General features: G+C 72.1%; 17 protein-coding genes. 8 read left to right on the top strand and 9 right to left on the bottom strand.

Going from position 1 to position 21,567, the window contains the following annotated elements:
- Positions 1-10: 10 nt before the first annotated feature.
- The 6 genes from ACFP1K_RS09465 to ACFP1K_RS09440 all read right to left on the bottom strand — a co-directional run bounded on the left by ACFP1K_RS09465 (position 11) and on the right by ACFP1K_RS09440 (position 8,073).
- Positions 11-604 carry an LOG family protein gene (locus tag ACFP1K_RS09465; protein WP_449329148.1) on the bottom strand — a complete coding sequence of 198 codons (594 nt, stop codon included), beginning with the start codon at positions 602-604 and terminating at the stop codon, positions 11-13.
- A 28-nt stretch (positions 605-632) separates the two neighbouring features.
- Positions 633-2,303, bottom strand: a complete 1,671-nt coding sequence (locus ACFP1K_RS09460; RefSeq protein WP_380749160.1) for a sulfatase-like hydrolase/transferase — start codon at positions 2,301-2,303, stop codon at positions 633-635.
- 229 nt (positions 2,304-2,532) lie between these two features.
- Positions 2,533-4,905, bottom strand: coding sequence for a discoidin domain-containing protein (locus ACFP1K_RS09455; RefSeq protein ID WP_380749157.1), 2,373 nt, complete (start codon positions 4,903-4,905; stop codon positions 2,533-2,535).
- Positions 4,906-5,102: 197 nt separating this feature from the next.
- Positions 5,103-5,900 (bottom strand): LOG family protein, encoded by a 798-nt coding sequence (locus ACFP1K_RS09450; RefSeq protein ID WP_380749154.1) that lies wholly within the window; start codon positions 5,898-5,900, stop codon positions 5,103-5,105.
- A 273-nt stretch (positions 5,901-6,173) separates the two neighbouring features.
- The gene (gene dapE, locus ACFP1K_RS09445; RefSeq protein WP_380749151.1) at positions 6,174-7,244 is read right to left on the bottom strand and encodes a succinyl-diaminopimelate desuccinylase; all 1,071 of its coding nucleotides are present in this window, start codon (positions 7,242-7,244) and stop codon (positions 6,174-6,176) included.
- A complete protein-coding gene (locus ACFP1K_RS09440; protein ID WP_380749148.1) occupies positions 7,237-8,073 on the bottom strand; it encodes a 2,3,4,5-tetrahydropyridine-2,6-dicarboxylate N-succinyltransferase in 837 nt (278 codons plus the stop codon). The genes dapE and ACFP1K_RS09440 overlap by 8 nt, the downstream gene beginning before the upstream one ends.
- A 56-nt stretch (positions 8,074-8,129) precedes the next feature.
- Between ACFP1K_RS09440 and ACFP1K_RS09435 the strand changes: the two genes are divergently transcribed.
- Complete coding sequence (locus ACFP1K_RS09435; protein ID WP_380749145.1) at positions 8,130-8,960, top strand: hypothetical protein; 831 nt, start codon at positions 8,130-8,132, stop codon at positions 8,958-8,960.
- Positions 8,961-9,002: 42 nt separating this feature from the next.
- On the opposite strand, the gene ACFP1K_RS09430 is transcribed toward ACFP1K_RS09435, so the two are convergent.
- From ACFP1K_RS09430 to fdxA, 3 genes are all read right to left on the bottom strand, one after another.
- On the bottom strand, positions 9,003-9,650 hold the full coding sequence (locus tag ACFP1K_RS09430; protein ID WP_380749142.1) for a DUF4178 domain-containing protein: 648 nt from the start codon (positions 9,648-9,650) through the stop codon (positions 9,003-9,005).
- Between the two features lie 11 nt (positions 9,651-9,661).
- Positions 9,662-10,741: a succinyldiaminopimelate transaminase gene (gene dapC / locus ACFP1K_RS09425; protein ID WP_380749139.1), complete on the bottom strand. Its 1,080-nt coding sequence runs from the start codon at positions 10,739-10,741 to the stop codon at positions 9,662-9,664.
- Positions 10,742-10,864: 123 nt separating this feature from the next.
- Positions 10,865-11,191, bottom strand: a complete 327-nt coding sequence (fdxA, locus tag ACFP1K_RS09420) for a ferredoxin (RefSeq protein ID WP_380749136.1) — start codon at positions 11,189-11,191, stop codon at positions 10,865-10,867.
- A gap of 97 nt (positions 11,192-11,288) precedes the next feature.
- Here fdxA and ACFP1K_RS09415 point away from each other — a divergent pair, with 97 nt between their 5' ends.
- The 7 genes from ACFP1K_RS09415 to cysS all read left to right on the top strand — a co-directional run bounded on the left by ACFP1K_RS09415 (position 11,289) and on the right by cysS (position 21,445).
- On the top strand, positions 11,289-11,510 hold the full coding sequence (locus ACFP1K_RS09415; RefSeq protein ID WP_380749134.1) for a putative acetyltransferase: 222 nt from the start codon (positions 11,289-11,291) through the stop codon (positions 11,508-11,510).
- 88 nt (positions 11,511-11,598) lie between these two features.
- Positions 11,599-12,684 carry an ABC transporter substrate-binding protein gene (locus tag ACFP1K_RS09410; protein WP_380749132.1) on the top strand — a complete coding sequence of 362 codons (1,086 nt, stop codon included), beginning with the start codon at positions 11,599-11,601 and terminating at the stop codon, positions 12,682-12,684.
- 157 nt (positions 12,685-12,841) lie between these two features.
- A complete protein-coding gene (locus ACFP1K_RS09405; RefSeq protein ID WP_380749130.1) occupies positions 12,842-13,624 on the top strand; it encodes a class I SAM-dependent methyltransferase in 783 nt (260 codons plus the stop codon).
- Between the two features lie 67 nt (positions 13,625-13,691).
- A complete protein-coding gene (locus ACFP1K_RS09400; protein ID WP_380749128.1) occupies positions 13,692-15,911 on the top strand; it encodes a hypothetical protein in 2,220 nt (739 codons plus the stop codon).
- A gap of 11 nt (positions 15,912-15,922) precedes the next feature.
- Positions 15,923-17,992, top strand: a complete 2,070-nt coding sequence (locus ACFP1K_RS09395; RefSeq protein WP_380749126.1) for a UvrD-helicase domain-containing protein — start codon at positions 15,923-15,925, stop codon at positions 17,990-17,992.
- A 71-nt stretch (positions 17,993-18,063) separates the two neighbouring features.
- Complete coding sequence (locus ACFP1K_RS09390) at positions 18,064-19,926, top strand: sigma factor-like helix-turn-helix DNA-binding protein (protein ID WP_380749124.1); 1,863 nt, start codon at positions 18,064-18,066, stop codon at positions 19,924-19,926.
- A 127-nt stretch (positions 19,927-20,053) separates the two neighbouring features.
- Positions 20,054-21,445 (top strand): cysteine--tRNA ligase, encoded by a 1,392-nt coding sequence (gene cysS / locus ACFP1K_RS09385; RefSeq protein ID WP_380749122.1) that lies wholly within the window; start codon positions 20,054-20,056, stop codon positions 21,443-21,445.
- The last annotated feature ends 122 nt before the right edge of the window (positions 21,446-21,567 follow it).

The raw sequence follows: 21,567 nt of genomic DNA, 5'->3' as shown, positions 1-21,567 counted from the left end.
CGGCCCGGGGTCAGCCCGCGGCGGACTCGCCGATCTCCTCGGGGGCCGGGGAGAGGGAACGGGTGGGTGCCTCCAGGTGCGAGAGGGCCTCGCCGACGGTGGTGGTCCAGGTGATGGCGTCGAAGACGTCGGGCCGGGTGAAGCCCGCGTCGTAGAGGTCGGTGACCAGGTGGCGCAGGGCGGTGTACAGGCCCCAGGGGTCCAGGATGACCAGGGGCTTGTCGTGGAGGCCGAGGACGCGGGACGTCCAGATCTCGAACAGCTCCTCCAGGGTGCCTATGCCGCCCGGCAGCACGAGGAAGGCGTCCGAGCGCGCGTCCATCAGGCCTTTGCGCTCGCGCATGTCGGTCGTGATGATCAGCTCGTCGGAGTCGGTGTCCGCGATCTCCAGGTCCACCAGGGCCTGGGGCATCACACCGACGGTGCGGCCGCCGGCCTGGCGGGCGGCGCGGGTGACCGCGCCCATGCTGGAGACGACGGCGCCGCCGCTGACCAGGGTGTGGCCGCGCCGGGCGATCTCGGTGCCGACGTCGGCGGCCAGTTTCAGGTATCGAGGGTCGATCTTCTGGCTGGACGAGCAGAAGACGCAGATTGCCAATGCCACGATGTCACCTTATCGACCGTTTTCACGATCAATCCGGATTTATCGTCAGCGGCGCCCCCTGCCAGAAGGGCTCGACCGCGATGCTGGTGTCGTACGGTCTCGCCCGGAACGCCACCGCGCGGCCGTCCACGGTGAACCGGGCCCGGCCGATGTGGCGGGCGGTGTCCCCGGCCACGGCGAACGTCTCCGTCAGGAAGTCCCCGGGTTCGAGGACGTCCGCGTGCTCGCGGGTCCGCACGGTCCGCCCGCCGGGCGCGTGCAGGCTCAGGCGTACGTCCCGCCACGGCGTCGTGGAGCCGTTCAGCAGCGTCACCACCACCTCGCCCGTTTCCTGCGTGACCTCCAGGCCGTACGGCCGGCGCGGGTCGGGGCCGATGGCCCCGTCCAGGAGCTCGTTCAGCTCGGCGACGAGCCCCGGACGGCTCGCGGCGAGGTTCTTCCGCTCACCGCGATCGTCACGCAGGTCGTAGAGCTCGACGCGGCCCTCGGGACCGGCGCCCGCGATGTGCGGCGCGAAGCGGATCATCTTCCAGTGGCCGCGCCTGATCGCCTGCATCTTGCGCGGCCGGTTCCACAACAGGAACTCGTGCCCGGTGTACCGTCCACCGGTCAGCAGCCCCCGGAACGACTTCCCGTCCGTCCCCTCCGGGACGGGGACCTCCACGAAGTCGGCCACCGTCGGCAGGACGTCCCACAACGCCACCGGCTCGTGGACGACCTTCGGGGCGAACGACGGCGACCAGGCGATCATGGGCACCCGGATGCCGCCCTCGTAGAGCTGGCGCTTGACGCCCCGGAACGGCCCGTTGGAGTTGAAGGTCTCCGGGGTGACGCCCTTCTCGTGGTGCGGCCCGTTGTCCGCGGCGAACAGCACCACCGTGGAGTCCGCCACCCCGGCCTCGTGCAGCGCCTGGAGGATGTCGCCGACGTGGGAGTCCATCCGGGTCACCTGGGCTGCGTGGCGGCGGTTGGCGCGGCTCCACGGCTCGTCCTCGTACCGGCCGCTGGAGCCGGGGATCTGGCTCGGGGCGTGCGGCAGGTTGGTCGCGAAGTGCAGCAGGAAAGGGCGGTCCGCGGACTTCTCGATGAACGAGACGGCCCGGTCGCGCAGCAGGTCGGGCGCGTACGTCCCTTCGCCGATCGCCACCTTCTCGCCGTTGTGCCAGAGGTAGGACGGCCAGTACTGGTGAGCGTGGGCGTGGGTGATGTAGCCGAAGAACTCGTCGAATCCCCTGGCGTTGGGATGGGAGTCCTGGCTCGGCTGCTCGGGGCCGAAGCCCCACTTGCCGATGCAGGCCGTCCGGTACCCGGCCAGCCTGGCCAGCTCCCCGAACGTGACGTCGGCGGCGCTGAGGGAGCGCTGCGGCCCGCCCTCGGGGTTCTCGCGCACGGTGCCGTGCCCGGTGTGCAGGCCGGTCATCAGCGCGCAGCGGGACGGGGCGCACAGCGACGACCCGGCGTACGCGCCGGTGAAGCGCACCCCTTCCGCCGCCAGACGATCGAGGTGCGGGGTGACGATCTTTCGTTGCCCGTAGCATCCGATCTCACCCCAGCCGAGGTCGTCGGCGAGGATGAGGACGAAGTTGCGCGGACCGCGGCCGGCCGCCGCCGCGCCCTCGGCGGTGGCCGCGGAGGTGAGCCCGGCTGCGAGCAGGCTTCCGGTGCCCGCGAGGAATCCGCGTCTGGTGGTGGGCGGCATCGATCCTTGGCTTCTGCTGGGGGGAGGTCCGGTGCGCGGCGTCACGCGTCGCACCCGGACGGTCACGTCGCCGGTGGCCGGAAACCGGCCACCGAGCTGGACGGTACCTAATTCGATCTTCTGCCGCCAGTCACCCGCGCGCGCCTGTACGGACGGCGACGGCGGCACCCCGCTCGTGAAGGTGCCGCCGTCGCACGGCGCTACAGCTCGGCGCCGAGGCTTCACCGGTTCAGGAGGTGTACGCCTCCAGCGCCGACAGCTGGGCGGCCGGCCAGCCGGTGTTGGCGGTGACGTTGAGCCGTACGTAGCGGGCGGTCGTCTGGGGGAACGTGACGGTCACGGTGTTGCCCGACGACGGGTTGAACGTGTGGCCCTGGGAGCCGACGACCGTGGTGAGCGCCGAGGCGGTGGTGCCCGCCTGCACCGACAGGGTCTGGGTGCGGGTCTGCCAGGCGGAGGACGGCGGGAGCTTGAGGACGAGGCGCGCGACGGCCGTGGCGGCGCCGAGGTCCACCTGGATCCACTGGGGGAAGGCGTTGTTGGGGCTCTCCCAGTAGGTGTCGGCGTTGCCGTCGACGGCGTTGGCGGGGCCGTAGTTCTGGGTCTGGCCGCTGGCCGTCACCGGCTTGCCGCGGGCCAGGTCCGTGCTGGGGGCGGCGTCGGTGGTGACCGTGACGGAGTTGGAGGCGGGTGACGTGTTGCCCGCGGCGTCCTGGGCGACGACGGTGAAGGTGTAGGAGGTCGCGGGGGTGAGGGAGGAGACGGTGGCGGTGGTGCCGGTCACGGTCGCCGCCACGGTCGCGGACTGGCGTACCTGATAGCCGCTCACCGCGGTGTTGTCGGTGGCGGGCGACCAGGAGAGGGAGACGCTGGTGGCGGTCTTGGCCGTCACGGCGAGGTTGGCGGGGGCGGTGGGGGGTTGCGTGTCGCCGGGGGCGGTCGTGCCGTACACCTCCAGCTCGGAGAGCTGCGCGGCGGGCCAGCCGGTGTTGGCGGTGAACGTCAGGCGTACGTATCTGGCCTGCGTGGACGGCAGGGTGATCGTCACGGTGTTGCCGGTGGCGGGGTTGAAGGTGTGGCCCTGGCCGGCCACGACGGTGGTGAAGGCCGACCCGTTGGTGCTCGCCTGGACCGACAGGGTCTGCGTGCGGGACTGCCAGGCCGCGGCCGGAGGCAGTCTGAGCACGGCGCGGCCGATCGTGGCGGTGGCGCCGAGGTCGACCTGGAACCACTGGGGGAAGGCGTTGTTGGCGCTCTCCCAGTACGTGTCGGCGTTGCCGTCCACGGCGTTGGCGGGGACGAAGCTCTGGGAGGTGCTGCTGGCCGAGGTGGCCTTGCCGCGGGCCAGGTTGCCGTCGCCTGGTGGGGTGCCCGTCGTCGGCGGAGTGGGCCTCACGGCGGTGAGCGGGAGCTGGCCCTTGAGCATGCGGCCGCCGTCGTTGGTGAGGCGCAGGTAGTAGTCGGCGGAGCAGGCGGTGCCGTCCTCGTCGAGGGCGCGGATGCCGGAGCCGGCCGGGACCCAGGCCGCGGTCTCGGCGGTGTTGGCGATCTGGTTGCCCTCGTTGTACTCGTCGAACATCGAGATGTAGACGCCGTGCGAACCCGCGCGGATCACGTTGTAGAACATCCGCCACATGAAGTCGCCGTGCCTGCGGTGGCCGGACTGCAGGTCACCCGGCATCACACAGGGCTGGTAGTCGATCCCCCGCGCGTTGCACTCGGCGACGTCGGGGACGGTGAGGTTGGCGTGGAACCAGTCGAGGCCGTCCAGCGTGCCGGTGCGGCCGACCATCCACGGCGAGATCATGTGGAACGCGCGGTACACGTCGCCGAACCCGGCACGGGAGTCGTTGATGCCCTGCCGCCAGTAGGTGGGCACGCCGCCGATGACGTAGCAGCCCTGGTTCTTGAACCAGTTGATCACGTCCAGGCAGGCGGCCGGGGCGAAGGGGCGGCCGTCGTCGCTGAAGCCGAAGCCCCAAATGCACACGACGGGCTTGCCGTTCTGCCTGGCGTAGGCGGAGGAGGCGGTGTGCGCGGACATCTTCGACGTCCAGTCGGCCTTGGTCTCCGACTGCATGTTCGCCCAGTTGGTGACGTCGTACATGATGTAGAACTTCCGGCCGTTCGCCTCGGCGGCGGCCCGTACCTTCGCCGCCATGGCGTCCCTGGTCGCCCCCTCGCCGCCGTTGGGGTTGAACCGCTGTAACGCGGCCGTGTCGCACCCGTTGTCGCGCATCCACCGGAAGTGCGTGTCGACGGTCTGCTGGTCGTAGGACGAGAACAGCGTGGCGGGGCGGCCGTTCCCGAGGTTCGGGTAGGCGGTCTGGTAGGTCCTGGTGTAGTCGCGCGTGTCGGGCCAGGACACGATCGCGTTGTTGCCGGGCGACGGCGGCTGGCCCCAGTTGTTCGACCAGTGCCACCACCCGTTGATCGGCGCACCGTCCCCGGTGCAGGCGAACCATCCCTGGTACCCCACGGTGATCTTGCCGACCACGTCACCCGGCGGGCTGGCCGCGAAGGCGGCCCCCTCGGTGAGCTGAGTTCCCGCGATGCCGGCCAGAACGGAGGCGGCGAGGAACGTACGTCGGGAGACTGCCACGAGTGCTCCTTGCGTCGAAGGACATCGGCGACCAGCCCCGCATCGTCCCCCCATTGCGAGACGGCTGACATCATCCTGACAGCACTCGTCACATCAATGCAATACTCTGGCAACGCACTGGAATTACCAGAGCAACAACCGCATCTTCGTCCCACGGAACGGCAACGGTCTCCCTGTACGCGCGGACGACCCGCGGGTCATGTTCCGTTCTGCTGCGCGCTGGCGGCCTGGACGCGGGACTCCAGGGCCACCTGGTCGGCCTGGCGGCGGCTGTCGACGATGTGCTGGACGGCCTCGTCGGGGTCGTCGGTGATGTAGAGGAGCTTGGGGTCCTCGGGGGAGATCATGCCGTTGGCCAGGAGGGATTCGGTGATCCACTCGATGAGGGGGCGCCAGAACGCGGTGCCGAGCAGGACGATGGGGAACTTCGTGATCTTGCCGGTCTGCACCAGGGTGACGGCCTCGAAGAGTTCGTCGAGGGTGCCGAAGCCGCCGGGGAGGACGACGAAGGCGTCGGCGTACTTCACGAACATCGTCTTGCGGACGAAGAAATAGCGGAACTCGATGCCGAGGTCCACGTAGTCGTTCAGTTTCTGTTCGAAGGGGAGCTCGATGCCGAGGCCCACCGAGACGCCGCCGGCCTCGCGGGCGCCCTTGTTGGCGGCCTCCATGCAGCCGGGGCCGCCGCCGGTGATCACGGCGTAGCCGGCGCGGGCCAAAGCGCCGCCCAGGCGGACGCCGAGGGCGTAGTCGGGGCTGTCGGGGTGCGTGCGGGCGGAACCGAAGACGGTCACGGCGGACGGCAGGTCGGCCAGCTGGCCGAAGCCCTCCACGAACTCCGCCTGGATGCGCAGGACCCGCCAGGGATCCATGTGCAGCCACTCGGTGGAGCCCCGCTGGTCGAGGAGCCGCTCGTCGTACGTGGAGTCGGGGAGGAACTTGCCCCGGACGAGGGCGGGACCCTGCCGGCGTTCCTCACGTGCGCGTTCGCTCATGCCGCTCACGCTAACGGCCCCGGACGACGCGCGGGACGTCCCCAGGTTGCCCAGCCCATGAAAGAATCTTGAAAAATCCGCGAAGCAGGGGGGAACCGATTGTTCGCGACCTCACGTCTAAGAGACGAGGGTGCTGCTCGGGACTGAAAGTGGCTTTCCCCGCCAAATGGCCGGCGAGGAAAGCCACTTTCTTTTGTGCCGTGCCCCGCCGGCCCCTCCTGGGACATATGCGCGCTACAGGCTCTATAAGGCTTATTGGGCCCTATGTCGTGATCAGCCGGCCAGCCAGCGCGTCATGCGCCGCTCGCAGTCCACGATCTTCTCCAGCTCGACGTACTCGCCCCGCTGGTGCGCCACGTGTGGGTCGCCGGGGCCGTAGTTGACGGCCGGGACGCCGAGCCGGGAGAACAGCGACACGTCGGTCCAGCCCAGCTTGGCCCGGGGCGTGCCGCCGATCATCTCGGCGAACGCGGCGGCCACCGGATGCGTCAGGCCCGGCCGCGCGCCGGGGGCGCCGTCGGTGAAACGCACGGCGTACCCGTCGAACAGCTCCCTGATGTGCTCCTGCGCCTCTTCCAGGGACCGGTCGGGCGCGAAGCGGTAGTTCACCGTGACCACGCACTCGTCGGGGATGACGTTGCCCGCCACCCCGCCGGTGACGCCGACGGCGTTCAGCCCCTCGTGGTACGCGAGGCCGTCCACCACCGGCTCCCTGGCCCGGTAGGAGTTCAGCCGGTCGAGCACCGGGGCGACGGCGTGGATGGCGTTCACGCCGAGCCACGAGCGGGCGCTGTGCGCGCGGCGGCCGGTGGTGACGATCTCGGCGCGCAGCGTGCCCTGGCAGCCGCCCTCGATCTCGCCGTCGGTCGGCTCCATCAGCACGGCGAAGTCGCCCGCGAGCAGCTCGGGACGGGTGCGGGCGAGCCGCGCCAGGCCGTTGCGGGCCGCGTCGACCTCTTCGCACTCGTAGAACACGTAGGTGACGTCGCGGCTCGGCCGGGCGAGCCCGGCGGCGAGCTTCAGCGCGACCGCGACGCCGCTCTTCATGTCCGAGGTCCCGCAGCCGTACATCAGGCCGTCCTCGACCCGGGACGGGAGGTTGCCCGCGATCGGCACGGTGTCGATGTGCCCGGCCACGACCACCCGCTCGGCGTGGCCGCCCTCGGTGCGGGCCACGACCGCGTCGCCGTCCCGCACGACCGCCAGGTGCGGCAGCGGGGCGAGGGCCGCCTCGACGGCGTCCGCCAGGGCCTTCTCGCCGCCGCTGACCGACTCGACGTCCACCAGGGCCGCGGTCAGCTCCCGGACGTCCGCGGACAGGTCCAGCGGCGGCGCGTCAGGCATTGACGCCGTGCTGGCGCAGCACGTCGTTCAGCTCGGACTTGCTGTGGCGCTGCCCGGGCTCCAGGCGCTTGAGCACCAGCACGCACGGCAGGCCGAAGGTGCCGCCGGGGAACTCCTTCTGCCGGGTGCCGCCGACCGCCACGCACCAGTCGGGGATGTGGCCCCGGCTGATCTCTTCGCCGGTCTCGACGTCGATCACCGGCACGGACGCCGAGAGGATCGTGCCCGCGCCGACCATGGCGCCCTTGCCGACCCTGGCGCCCTCCACGATCATCGAGCGGCTGCCGATCATCGCCTCGTCCTCGATCACCACCGGCACGGCGTTCGGCGGCTCCAGCACGCCGCCGATGCCGACCCCGCCGGACAGGTGGACGTTCTTGCCGATCTGGGCGCAGGAGCCGACCGTGGCCCAGGTGTCGACCATGGTGCCGCTGTCGACGTACGCGCCGATGTTGGTGAAGGACGGCATGAGCACCACGCCGGGCGCGAGGTAGGCGCCCCACCGGGCGATGGCCCCCGGCACCACGCGCACGCCCTCCAGAGTGGTCTTCAGCGGCACACGGTCGTGGTGCTGGAAGTCGCCCACCTGGCTCCTGACCATGCCGAGCACGCGGAAGCCGAGCAGGATGGCGCGCTTGGCGCGCTCGTCCACGACCACCTGGCCGGAGGCGTCGTCCACGAAGGCGACCCGGGCCTGGCCGGTGTCCAGCATGTCCACCGCGCCGACGATGACGCCACGCGCCTCGGCGTCGTCCGGCGACAGCTCGTCACGGCGCTTCCACAGGTCCTCGACGGCTGCGGGCAAGGGGCTCTCGAAGGTCTCGCTCATGGAAGGCGAGCTTAGTGCCGTACGCGCACGCCGATCGGGCCGGTAGGTTCTTCTGCGTGGCACGGCGTTTCTCCCGAGTGGCTCTGACGATCATCGCCATCGTCGTCGTCCTCAGCGTGGCCATATTTTTCGGCATTTATCACCTTTTGAACAGAGCCAAGCCTTTTGCCCTCGGTGAGCACTGCCAGGTGACCACCCCCCTCGGCACCCTCGACCTCGAGATCGAGCAGGCCCAGATCGCCGCCACCATCGCCGCGGTGGCCGCGCGGCGCAGGCTGCCCGAGCGGGCCGTCGAGATCGCGTACGTCACCGCGATCCAGGAGTCCAAGCTGCTCAACCTCCCCTTCGGCGACCGCGACTCGGTGGGGGTCTTCCAGCAGCGGCCCTCGCAGGGCTGGGGCACCGTCAAGCAACTCCAGGACCCCGTCTACGCCACCGGCAAGTTCTTCTCCGCGCTGGTCAAGGTCAAGCGCTACCTGAAGCTGCCGCTGCACGACGCCGCGCAGGCCGTGCAGCGCTCGGCGGACGGCTCGGCGTACGCACAGCACGAGGCGGACGCCGAGATCCTCGCCGGGGCGTTCACCGGCCGGGTGCCGAAGGCCGTCCACTGCTGGTACCCCCAGCCGGAGAAGCCCGCCGCCTTCCAGCCCGCCAAGGCCCGCAAGGAGCTCGGCCGGGCCCTCGGGGGCGGTGCCCCGCAGAGCAACCAGATCGACGCGGCCTCCCAGCGCCGCGGCTGGCTGATCGCCGCCTGGTCGGTGAGCCACGCGCAGAAGTACGGCCTCCACCAGGTCCGCTACGCGGGCCTGTCCTGGACCGCCGTCGCCGGCCACGACGGCTGGCTGGCCGACGCCAAGGCAGGCCAGGGCGAGGTAGAGATCGCCTGACCCCCGGCCGATCGCCTGACCCCCGGCCGCGGGCCCACGCGGTCAGATCAGGCGTTCCACCCGGATCGACCCCGGGGACAGCGGCTGGGCGTGCGCGGCGGTCCACGACTGGCCCTGGACGCGGTTGAAGGTGAGCAGGCGGCCGTCCCCCGCGCGGTAGTCGGCGAAGTCCATCAGGCCGCGCTCGGGGTAGCCGGTCATGCCCTCGGAGCGGAAGGCGGCCGTGCCGCGCTCGATGGGGAAGAACTCGACGCCCTGCATGATCAGCATGCTCTTGGCGGGCACCATGCCCTCGGTGGGCACCGGTGTCCACAGGTGGACCTCCAGGTGCGACAGGTCCCCGTGCGCGTCGCCCCGCTCGCGGACCGAGAGCCACTGGTAGTGGCGCATGCCCTCCTCCAGGAGGTATTCGATCCACTGGTCGCCCTGCCAGGACAGATGGAGCGCGCCGATGACCCGGGCCCGCACCCCGCGCCGGTCGACGGTGTCGCCCACCTTGATGGTCCGCGGGTCGAGGTAGTCGGAGTCCAGCCGGGGTTCGGCCACCCGCTGAACCGGTTCAGTGAACGGTGCGGGCGGACGCCGGGCCGGACGGCGATCCCGGCGTACGGGCCGCCGGGTGCCGAGATATGTGCCCAGCACGACGACCAAGATGGCTGCGCCCACGGCGAGCACGACCGCAACGGTCATGCCGCGGGATATTACTGGAGCCGGAGCACGGCCGCATTGATCCGCTCGTCACTCGCCGTCATCGCGAGCCGGATGTGCGAACCGCCGCCGGGGCCGTAGAAGTCGCCGGGGGCCACCAGGATGCCGAGGTCTGCCAGCGCACGGGCCTGATCCCAGCAGGGACGGCCGTCGCTCGCCCACAGGTAGAGGCCCGCCGTGGAGTGGTCGATCCGCCATCCGGCCTTTTCCAGCGCGGGTCGCAGCAGGGCGCGCCGGGCGGCGTACCGCTCGCGCTGCACGGCCGCGTGGGCGTCGTCGTCCAGCACGGCGGCCATCGCGGCCTGCACCGGCGCCGGCACGATCATGCCCGCGTGCTTGCGGACCTCCAGCAGCCGCGCGACCAGCGCGGGGTCGCCGGTGACGAACCCGGCGCGGTACCCGGCCAGGTTGGAGCGCTTGGACATGGAGTGGACCGCGAGCAACCCCTCGTGGGAGCCGCCGCTCACCTCGGGGTGCAGGACCGAGACGGGGTTCTCCTCCCAGCCGAGCTCGATGTAGCACTCGTCGGACGCCACGACCGCGCCGTGCTCACGCGCCCAGTCGACGACCTTGCGCAGGTGCTCGGGCGGCAGCACGCGGCCGGTGGGGTTGGACGGGGAGTTCACCCAGACCAGCGGCACACGCTCGGGCCCGAGGCCGAGCAGCCCGTCGGCGGCGTACGGCGTGGCGCCGGCGAGCCGGGCGCCGACGTCGTAGGTCGGGTAGGCGAGCGCGGGGTGGACCACGCGGTCGCCGGGGCCCGCGCCGAGCAGCGTGGGCAGCCACGCGACCAGCTCTTTGGTGCCGATCGTGGGCAGGACGGCCTCGGGGGCGACGGTGACGCCGTGGCGGCGGGCCAGCCATCCGGCGGCGGCACGCCGCAGGCGCTCGGTGCCGTAGGTGAGGGGGTAGCCAGGGCTGTCCGCCGCGCCGGTGAGCGCCTCGCGCGCCACCTCGGGCACCGGGTCCACCGGTGTGCCGATCGACAGGTCGACTATGCCGCCGGGGTGCGCGAGCGCGCGCTCCTTGTACGACGCCAGCCGGTCCCACGGGAAATCTGGCAGGCCGTTCACCGAATCACTCCTGTGGTGCGAACGTTCGGGTGGCGCCGGGCCCGGGGCGTGACGGGACAAGGACGGGTGGTACCGCGACCGGGGTCACGGTACCCGTGGCACCACGTGCAGACGGGCAGGTGCTCAGTGTTCCTCGGCCTGCGGGGGGAGAGCGGCCACGACGGGGTGGTCCTTGTCGATTTTGCCGACCTTGGACGCACCGCCGGGTGAACCGAGGTCGTCGAAGAACTCCACGTTGGCCTTGTAGAAGTCCTTCCATTGGTCGGGCGTGTCGTCCTCGTAGAAGATCGCCTCAACCGGGCAGACGGGCTCGCACGCGCCGCAGTCCACACACTCATCCGGGTGGATGTAGAGCATGCGGTTGCCCTCGTAGATGCAATCGACGGGGCACTCTTCGATGCACGCCTTGTCCAGCACATCCACGCAAGGCTGCGCGATGACGTAGGTCACCTCGGACTCCTTCTTTTCCGCACGACGACGACCGCGGGTTGCTAGACCTAGTATTGCCGTGACGACCACGTGTCCGAAACGGAGGGGGGCAAAGCCGTTGACGCCACGCTTCGCGGGCAGGCTGGTCATCGCGGTGTCCCCGTCCGACATCGGCCGCCGCGTCACGATCCGCCGCGCCGACCCCGACGGTTTCCGCGACACCATAGGGGTGCTCACATCGTGGCACGAAGGGGTTCTCGGGGTGCGCAGGCGTGACGGCACGCTCGTCGACATCCCCGAATCCGCCGTCGTGGCCGCCCGCGTGATCCCCGAGCGCTGACCAGGGCCCGGCACGCCCCGCCCCAACACCGGTCAAAGCCCCGCGTGCCTCCTCGACCCGCGCGGCGGTGACGCCGAGTATTTCCCCTGTGACCAAACGTGCCGCCGTAGCCTCCCTCGCGCTCCTCGCCGCCGCCGTCGCCGGATGCTCGTCCGCGCCCGGCGAGCCGAAGAAGGAGCAGCCGATCGACCCGCGCGCCGCAGGCATGGCCGAGGGCTTCGGCACCATGGACCGCCTGGTCGAGGCGGCCAGGCGCGAGGGCACGCTGAACCTCGTCGGCGTGCCGCGCGAGTGGGTCAACTTCGGCGCCGTCATGGACCGCTTCACCGGCCAGTACGGCATCAGGATCCACATGGCCGAGCCCAAGGCGAGCAGCCGCAGGGAGATCGACATCGCCAAGGCCGCGCCGCCGCAGGACGCGCCGGACGTGTTCGACCTGAGCATGGAGGTGGCCGTCGCCAACGCCGAGCGGTTCTCCCCGTACCGCGTGACCGCGTGGCAGGACGTGCCGGACGGCGTCAAGGACCCCCGGGGGCGGTGGTACGGCGTCTACGGCGGCTACATGTCCATCGGCTACGACCCCCGCAAGGTGAAGGCCCCGAAGGCGTTCAGCGACCTTCTGCGGCCCGGGTACGCCGTGGCGCTGGCCGGGGACCCGCTGCGCACGGCGGCGGCGTTCAACGGCGTGATGGCGGCCTCGCTCCAGCAGGGGCGGCCCGAGGCCAGGCGCGGCGTCGAGCTGTTCGCCAAGCTGAAGAAGTCGGGCGGGCTCAGCAAGCCGTCCAAGGCCAACACGCTGGTCGACTGGGACTACGTGAACGCCGCCAAGGCCGCGCAGACCGCCGGCGACGACACCCCGGCCTGGAAGGTCGTGATCCCCTCCGGCGCCGTGCTGGCGTCGTACTACGTGCAGGCGATCAACAAGAAGGCGCCGCATCCCGCCGCCGCCCGGCTGTGGGAGGAGTTCCTCTACGGCGACGAGGCGCAGAACCTGCTGCTGAAGGGCTTCGCCCGCCCCGCGCGCATGGAGGCGCTGGAGATGAAGGGCACCCTGGACCGGCAGGCCGCGGCCAAGCTGCCCGCCGTGCCCGGCAGGCCGGTGATGCTGACGATCCCGCAGTCGGACGAGGCCAAGAACTACCTCAAGGCCAACTGGACCACCTCGGTAGGCTGAGGCCGCACAGGCGGGGACAATGGTCCCCGGGCGCTCGCCGGGCGCTGTCACGACGGCCGGGAGCAAGCCTCCCGACCGATGTGTGGCACGGACATCAAGGCTCTAAAGTGTCTTTACCCCAAAGGACACAGACAGCGATGTCGGAGAATGCGAGCTGATGGCCTTGCGATACGACACGCCGAGTTTGATGCGGTGGAACGCTCGCGCCTACGACAGCTCCTTCGGCTACGTCTCGGCGCACGGCGCGCCGCTGATCGAACTGCTGGACCCCCAGCCCGGCGAGCGCATCCTCGATCTCGGATGCGGCACCGGCGTGCTCACCGCGGACATCGCGGCCCGGGGCACCGCGGTCCTCGGCATGGACGGCTCGGCCGCGATGATCGACGTGGCGGTCGCGCATCACCCGGGGCTCGACTTCATCGTCGGCGACGGCGCCAACTTCCGGGTCCACGAGCCCTACGACGCGGTGTTCTCCAACGCGGCGCTGCACTGGATGGGCCGCGACCCCGACGCGGTGATCCGCTGCGTCCGCGCCGCCCTGGCCCCCGGGGGGCGTTTCGTGGCCGAGATGGGCGGCGCGGGCAACTGCGCCGCGCTGACCTCCGCGATGATGACCGCGTGGCGCGAGTACGGCCTGCACGAGCCGGAGCTGCCGTGGTACTTCCCGACCCCGGCCGAGTACGCGCTGCGCCTGGAGCAGGGCGGGTTCACCGTGCGGCTGCTGGAGTACTTCGACCGGCCGACGCCGCTGGACGAGTGCCCGAACGGCGCCGCGGACTGGGTGCGGATGTTCGCGGGCTACCTGCTGGACGGCGTGCCGCCCGCCACGGTGGAGCCGCTGCTGCGGCGGGTGAACGAGCTCGCGGCACCGGCGCTGCGCCGGGAGTCGGGGTGGGTGGCCGACTACGTGCGGTTGCGCTTCGCCGCCGTACGGGCGTAACGGCGTCTACGATCGTGCGATTTGCCAGACTATGTTCTGGTCCTGACATCACCGGAGAGGAAACGGGATGAACTTCTGCCTGAGTGATCTCGTGCCTCCGCTTCGCTGGAGTGACGCGGCGGGGTTCTCGCAGCTGCGCGACCTGCCAGGGCTGCCGGACGCCTGGTGGCGTTCGCTGCCCGTCACCCAGGTGTTCGCCGTACTCGGACCCGAGGCGATCGGTGAGCTTCTGACGGAGCTGGCGCTGGAACACTGGCCGGCGGCGGCGGTGGGCGACGTGCTGCCCGCGCTGCACGTGATGGACCCCGAGGAGGCCGACGAGCCGCAGGTCTCCATCGCGCTGGACCGGGTGGGCTCCTGGCCCGGCCTGCTGGCGATGACCGGCCGCGAGCTGACCGACCAGCCGTTCATCCGGGCCCGCCCGGTGCTCGCCGCCCTGTACACCGCGGTCTTCACCCGGCTGACCGCCGGCGCCAAGGCCTCGGCCGCGCCGGGGAAGCCGGCCGACACCAAGAAGGCCCCCGCGGCCGAGACCTCCCGCGCCGCGCGCGAGAAGGCCCCGGCCGCCGCCGCGCCGGTGCCGCCGCCTCCGGTGCGGGAGCCGCTCCCGGTGCGGCGCCCCGCGCTGCCCAAGCGGCAGACGAAGGCCGCCATCGACCCGGGCGACCCGCTCGGCCTGGCCGCGGCCCGCATGGCCGCCGCCGCGCTGGAGCAGCGGCTGTTCGGGGACGCCGTGGCGGGCAGCCAGGCGACGTCCCGCACCTCGATGTTCACGCCTCCCCCCCGTCCCGAGCGCCCGGCCCGCATCCCCCGGCAGGACCCGCCCCCGGTGCCCGCTCCCCCGCCGCCGCCCGTCGCGAGCGAGCCCGACCCCGATCCGTTCGGCAGCGACCGCACCTCCCGCGAGCCCGCGGCCGACCCCTTCGGCCCCGAGCAGGCCTCGCGCGAGCCCGACTCCGACCCGCTCGGCACCGACCGGACCGCGCGCGAGCCCGCCCCCGAGCCCGGGGACCAGGACGAGCAGCCGCGGGACGAGGCGTCCGGCGAGGGGACCCCGGCGGGCACCGAGCCGGGCGCGGTGGGCACCAGCACCGACGAGATCGGCACGACGGACCAGGACCGCGACATCATCGCGCTCATCGACTCGGCCTTCGCCGACCTGGACGACAAGGCGTGGGCGGTCGCGCAGAACCACGTCTTCACCGACGCCCCCGCCGCGCCCGAGGAGCTCGCCAAGCTGTTCGCCGTCCCCACCGAAGAGATCCTGGAGCTGGAGCAGGGACTGCGCCTGCGCCTGGCCGAGTGGATGGAGAGCCCGGACGCGGTCCCCTACACGCAGTACCTGGAGAAGCTGCCCGGCACCCTCGGCGTCGCGGCCCCGAAGGCGCGCCTGACGGCCGCCACGGGCTGGCACACCGCGGAGCTGAGGTCGCTGGACGTGCCCGCCTGGCAGTTCGTGCTGACCACCCTGCCCGGCTACACCGTCCAGGAGGGCTGGCTGGTCTCCGAGGACATCGCCGACCTCCGCGAGCGCACCTGCGCGCTGATCCTCAACGCCGACCGCCCCCCCACGGTGGCCCGCGCCCTTGAGCTCGTGTCCACCCTCGGCATCCACCCCGAGGTGGCCAAGGAGTGGCTGGAGAGCGTGCCGCAGCTGCGCATCCAGAGCCCCAAGCCCGGGGCCGGCCAGGAGGGCGCGCAGGGGGCACAGGGAGCGCAGGGAGCACAGGGAGCACAGGCCAAGGAGGTCGCGCCCGCGACCAGCGGCCAGCTCAAGGACGTGTCGATGACCCGCAGGTGCTTCCGGCACCCGGACGGCCTGTGGTGGCTGCGGGTCGACGTGGCTCCCGAGCAGATCAACGGCGGGGAGTGCCCGCTGCCGAGCGGGTTCGCCGCCTACCTCGGGATGTCCCCCGGCGAGAGCCGGACGGTGAGCAGCGGGGCGGGCGACCTCACCCTGAGCTGGCAGACCCGTCCGGTCATCGAGTCCCTCGGCGGCCTGCTCACCGACATGGAGGCCACACCGGGCGCCCATCTGTTCCTCACCGTCGCCGAGGAGGAAGAGGTGCTGCGCACCCGGCTCGTGCCCGCGGCCTCCGGTGACGCCGACAAGGGCGCGATGGCGCTGCGGCTGGCCGGGCACACCTCGGGCGGCACCGAATCCCTGGAGGAGACGATCAGGGTGCTGGCGACCCGGATCGGCATGACCGGCCCCGTGGGGCTGCCCGAGCTGATGAACCGGCTGCGGGAGCGCGGGGACCGCGACCTGCTGTCCCTGATGGTCTGACAGGAGGCTCGGTGCCCCGGCTCGCCATCGCCCCCGAGGTCCACAGGGATCTCGGCGCGCTGGCGCCATCGGCGCGCCAGGAGGCGGTGGTCGCGCTGCGCCGGTTCCTGCGGGGCGCCACCTCGGCCCCGCACCCCGAGCGGGTGCGCAACACCCGGGACACCCGGGTGGCGACGCTGAGGCTGGCCGAGCGGCACCGGGCGGTGGTGGTGCGGCAGCGCGAGGTGTTCTGGATGCTGGCCGTGCTGCCGGACGCCGAGGCGTGGTCGTACGCCCAGCGGCACCGCTTCGCGGTGAACGCCGCCGCCGGGATGGCGGAGATCTGGGACGCCGCGGCGCTGGAGGCCGTCGAGCCCGCGCTGCGCCGGGCCGCGGAGTCGGCGGGCCTGCGGCTGTTCGCGCACGTCTGCGACACCGACCTGCTCGGGCTCGGCATCGACACCTGGCTGCTGCCGCTGGCGCGGCTGATGACCAGCGAGGCCACCCTGGAGGCGCTGGAGCCGCTGATCCCCGAGAGCCAGTACGCCCCGCTGTCGGTGCTCGCGCAGGGCGGGTCGCTCGCCGAGGCGTGGCGGGCCCTCGACGGGTGCGCGGCCGTGCCCGCCTCGTCGGTGGACGTGAGCGACCTGGCCGGCGCGCTCGAACGCACCCCGGGCCGCGCGGTGTTCGTCGCGGACGCCGAGGAGCTGGACCGCCTGCTGGACCGTCCGCGCTGGTGCGGCTTCCCGCACGCCACCCAGTACCGCATCGTCTACCAGGACGTCCACGACGGCCCGGTGCTGGTGACCGGCGGCGCGGGCACCGGCAAGACCGTGATCGCCGTGCACCGCGCGGCGCACCTCGCCACCACCGGCGGCGGGCGGGTGCTGCTGGTGACCTTCTCCCAGGCGACGGCCGGGGACGTGACCGCCAAGCTGGACGTGCTGGTGGACGACGAGCGGGTGCGGGCCCGCATCGAGGTCGGCAACGTCGAGCGCCTGGCGCACCGCATCGTCGCCGAGGCCGAGGGACGACCGCCGCTGCTCGTCGGCGGCCCCGACCTCGCCACGCTGTGGCAGGAGGCCGCCGGGCTGTACGGTGGCCCGCACAGCCCCGCGTTCCTGCTGCGCGAGTGGGAGCAGGTGATCCTGGCGCAGAACCTGTGCACTTTGCAGGAGTACCTCGGCGCGGCCCGCCCCGGCCGCAGCGTCGAGCTGGACCGGCGCGAGCGGACCGCCGTCTGGCAGGCCATCGAGCACGTGACGGGCCGCCTGCGCGACAGCGGCAGGCGCACCCTGTTGCAGCTCGCCACGCAGGCCTCCACCCTGCTCGGCCGCACCACCGGGGACCTGCTCGGCGACGACGCGCCGGGCCACGAGCCGTACCGTCACATCGTGGTGGACGAGGCGCAGGACCTGCACCCGGCGCAGTGGCGGCTGCTGCGCGCCGCCGTGCCCCCCGGCCCGGACGACCTGTTCATCGTGGGCGACCCGCACCAGCGGGTGTTCGACACCCGGATCGCGCTCAGCACCCTCGGCGTGAAGGCCGAGACCTACCGCCTCACCGTGTCGCGCCGCCTGTCCCAGGAGACGCTGACCTGGGCGGTGCGGCTGCGCGGCGGCGGCCCGGCCGACGGGCTGGTGGACGGCGTCACCGAGCTGGCCGGGTACCGCGCCGACCACGGCGGGATGCGTCCGGCCGTACGGGAGTACACCTCGTACGACGCCGAGCTGGCCGGCCTGGTCGCCCAGATCAGGGACTGGCTCGCCGAGGGGGTGCCCGCGAACACCGTCGCCGTCGCGGCCCGCTCGGCCGGTACGGTCAGGGACGCCAAGTCGGCGCTCGGCGGCGCGGGCCTGAAGATCAGGGTCACCTCGCTGCACGGCCTGAAGGGCCTGGAGTTCCGCAGGGTCGCCCTGATCGGCGTCGCGGAGGGCCTCGTCCCCGCCCCCGGCGCGCTCACCCCCGCCGAGGAGGACCCCACGGCCCGCGCCCATGACCTGCAACGGGAGCGGGGGTTGCTGTACATGGCGTGCACCCGGGCCACGGAGCGGCTATACGTGTCCTATTCCGGGCGGGCAAGTCCCTTTCTCCCGCCCTGACCCAATAACCTGAATCCGCGGAACGGACCCCGTCTGATCCCACCTCTCGCCCCATGCCGGTTTGGACCTCCATGAATCTGAGCCTTAGCGACATCGTGCCTCCCCTGCGCTGGACCGCACCCAGCCAGGTGGAGCCGATCGCGAGCGACCCTCGTCTGCCGGACGCGTGGTGGCAGGCGCTCCCCATCGACCGGGCCTGCCTGATCGCCGGAACCGCTCAGGTGGCGACGCGGCTGGCCGACCTCGCCATGGCCTGCTGGGGGCATTTACCTCTCGGCGACATCCTGCCGCTGCTCCGGATGATCGACCCCGAGCGCAGCGCCCGCCCCCCGGAGTCCAGGGAGACCGCGCGCACCCTGTTCGCGGACGTGCTGGACCGGCTGATCGCCACGTCGGCACCCGCCGCCGGACGTGACGCTCCCGCCGCGCCCGCGCCGCCGGTGCGGCAGGACCGCCCGATCCCCGAGCTGATCGACGGCGTCTTCGCCGCGCTCGACGAGCGGCAGCGCGCCATCGCCAGGGACCGGGTGTACGCCGAGCGGCGGGTCACGCTGGACGAGCTGGCGCAGCGGTTCTCGGTGACCCGGGAGCGCATCCGGCAGATCGAGCGGGACCTGCGCGACCACGTGCAGGCCCGGCTGGCGGGCCCGGAGGCCGCGCCGCTGGCCGCCCACCTGTCGTGGCTGCGCGGGCGGCTCGGCTCGGCGGTGCCCGCGGACGACCTGGCGGCGGCGGTCCCCTGGCACCGCACCGAACTGGCCACCCTCGGCGTGCCGGCCTGGCGGTTCGTGCGCACCCTGCTCACCGGGTACGACCAGGTGGACGGCTGGCTGGTCACCGGCGGCGCCGACGAGCTGAAGGAGAAGACGCGCCAGCTGTTCACCGACGGCCCGGTGAAGCTGCCCGAGGCGGTCACCATGGTCGCCCAGCTCGGCGTGCGCGAGGACGTCGCCGAGCGGTGGCTGGCGGCCGTGCCGAACCTCCGCGTCCTGGAGGGGCACGTCGTGCCGTGGCCGCGCAGCGTCAACGAGAAGGCCGAGGCGGTGCTGGCCGTCGCCGAGGGGCCGCTCAGCCCCGAGGAGATCCAGGCCAGGATCGGCGAGGACTACAGCCTGGTCGGCATCCGCAACCAGCTCACCGCCGACAGCCGCTTCCTGCGGGTCGACCGCAACCGGTACGGGCTGACCCGCTGGGGCGGCGAGGAGTACATCGGCATCCGCGAGATGATCGTCCGCGAGATCGAGCGGGCCGGCGGCGAGGCGTCGGTGAGCAACATCGTCACCGCGCTCACCTCCAGGTACGAGGTCAGCGAGAGCTCGGTGCGCGCGTACGCGGGCGGGCCGGGCTTCGAGCGCACCCAGCGCGGGTGGATCCGGGTGGCCGCGCCCGAGCAGGCCGAGCCGTACAGCCCGCGCCGGGACGTGTCGATGACCCGCCGCTCGTTCCGCAGCCGCGACGGGCGCTGGTGGCACCGGGTCGACGTCAACTCCGAGCACCTGCGTGGCTCGGGCTCGCCGCTGCCCACCGGCTTCGCCGCGCACCTCGGCATGGCGCCGGGCGGGCAGCTCACCACGTCCACCCCGTCCGGCGACGTCGTGATCAGCTGGCACAACCAGCCGACCATGGGGTCGATCCGGGCGATCCTCGCCGACTACAGCGCCGGGGAGGGCGACTCGATCTTCCTGACCGTGTCGGACGGCGGGGAACTGCTCACGCGCTACCTGCCGCAGGCCGCGACGGGGCTGCCGCCGATCAACATGGCGCTGCACCTCATCGGGTACACCGCGCCGGTGGCCTCGGAGGCCGAGGCGCTGCGGCTGATCGGCGCGCGGATCGGGCTGCCGGACGGGGCCGCCCGCGACGAGATCCTCGTCCGGTTGCGCGAGCGCGGCGACCGCGACATCCTCGCCTTCCTGGACCCCGAGACGATCTGACCACATCCGGCCACACCGGGGCACGGGCGTCCCCCCGGCCCGCCCACCTGGACGGACCCGCCGCGGGTCGTCCACAGGGCACGGCTGCCCCGGGAAAGTCGATGGCGCATGTCCTAAGCTCGTGGTCATGTTGCGGCTGTACGACACCCGGACCAGGCAGCTCGAATCGATCGTTCCAGCGGGAGCGCGCGTGCTGCGCGACTACACCTGCGGACCGACGGTGTACCGCTACGCCCACGTGGGCAACCTGCGGTCCTACCTGCTGCCCGACCTCATGCGGCGGGTGCTGGGGCGGCGCAACGTGCGGGTGGTCGTCTGCCAGAACGTCACCGATGTGGGCCACCTCGTCGACGACGACCAGATCGACGCCACCGGCGAGGACAAGATGCTCCAGCAGGCCCGCCGCGAGGGCCGGTCCCCCCTGGACATCGCCCGCTTCTACGAGGACGCCTTCCGCCGCGACACCGCCGCGCTGAACATCCGGCCGCCCGATCACACGCCGCGCGCCTCCGAGAGCATCGACCTCATGATCGAGATGATCGCCAAGCTGATCGAGCGGGGACACGCCTACCCCGCCTCCGACGGCTCGGTCTTCTTCGACGCCGCGAGCTTCCCCTCGTACGGCGAGATCTCCGGCAACCGGCTGGACGCCCTCAAGCCCGGCCACCGCATCGAGCCCGACGAGCGCAAGCGCTTCCACGCCGACTGGGCACTGTGGAAGGGCTCGGACACCGCCGGCGAGCTCACCTGGGACACCCCCTGGGGCCACGGCTTCCCCGGGTGGCACATCGAGTGCTCCGCCATGTCGCTGCGCTTCCTCGGCGAGCACATCGACGTCCACACCGGCGGCAAGGACCTCCGCTTCCCCCACCACGAGGACGAGCGGGCCCAGTCCAACTCCACCGTCGGCCACGACGTGGTGTCCCACTGGGTGCACGGCGAGCACCTGCTGTTCGACGGCCGCAAGATGTCCAAGTCCACCGGCAACGTGGTCCTGCTCTCCGACATCGAGGCCGCCGGCCTTGACCCCCTGGCCGTGCGCCTGGCCCTGCTGGAGCACCGCTACCGCCAGCAGATGAACCTCACCTGGGACACCCTGAACGCCGCCGACCGCACCCTCCGCCGCTGGCGCCAGCAGGTCGCCACTTGGGCCGAGTCCCCCAGCGCCGCCCTGAGCACCGCCTACGCCGACCGCGCCATGGCCGCCTTCGACGACGACCTCGACACCCCCCAGGCCCTGCGCGTGCTCCGCGAGCTGGAAAAAGACGACTCCGTCCCCCCCGGCTCCCGCTTCGAGACCTTCCTCCACCTCGACCACATCCTCGGCCTGGACCTCGCCTCCGACATCGGCAAGCCCCCCGTGGTCGCCGTCCTCCCCGAAGGCGCCGCCGAACTCCTGGAGTCCCGCGCCAAGGCCCGCGAATCCAAGGACTGGCCCGCCTCCGACCGCCTCCGCGACGAACTGGCCGCCCTCGGCGTAAAGGTGGTGGACACCCCCGAAGGCCAAACCTGGTCCTGACGGAGTCGACCACCGTCTCCCCCGGTCAAAGCCGGAGCTGTCCAGGGGCACGCCGTGGAAGGTGTCCACGGGCACGCCGTGGAAGGTGTCCACGGGCACGCCGTGGAAGGTGTCCACGGGCA

The sequence above is a fragment of the Sphaerisporangium aureirubrum genome (assembly GCF_042658925.1).
Lineage (GTDB): Bacteria > Actinomycetota > Actinomycetes > Streptosporangiales > Streptosporangiaceae > Sphaerisporangium > Sphaerisporangium aureirubrum.
Note: the sequence above shows the minus strand (reverse complement) of the source record. Positions and strands in the feature narration are given on the sequence as shown.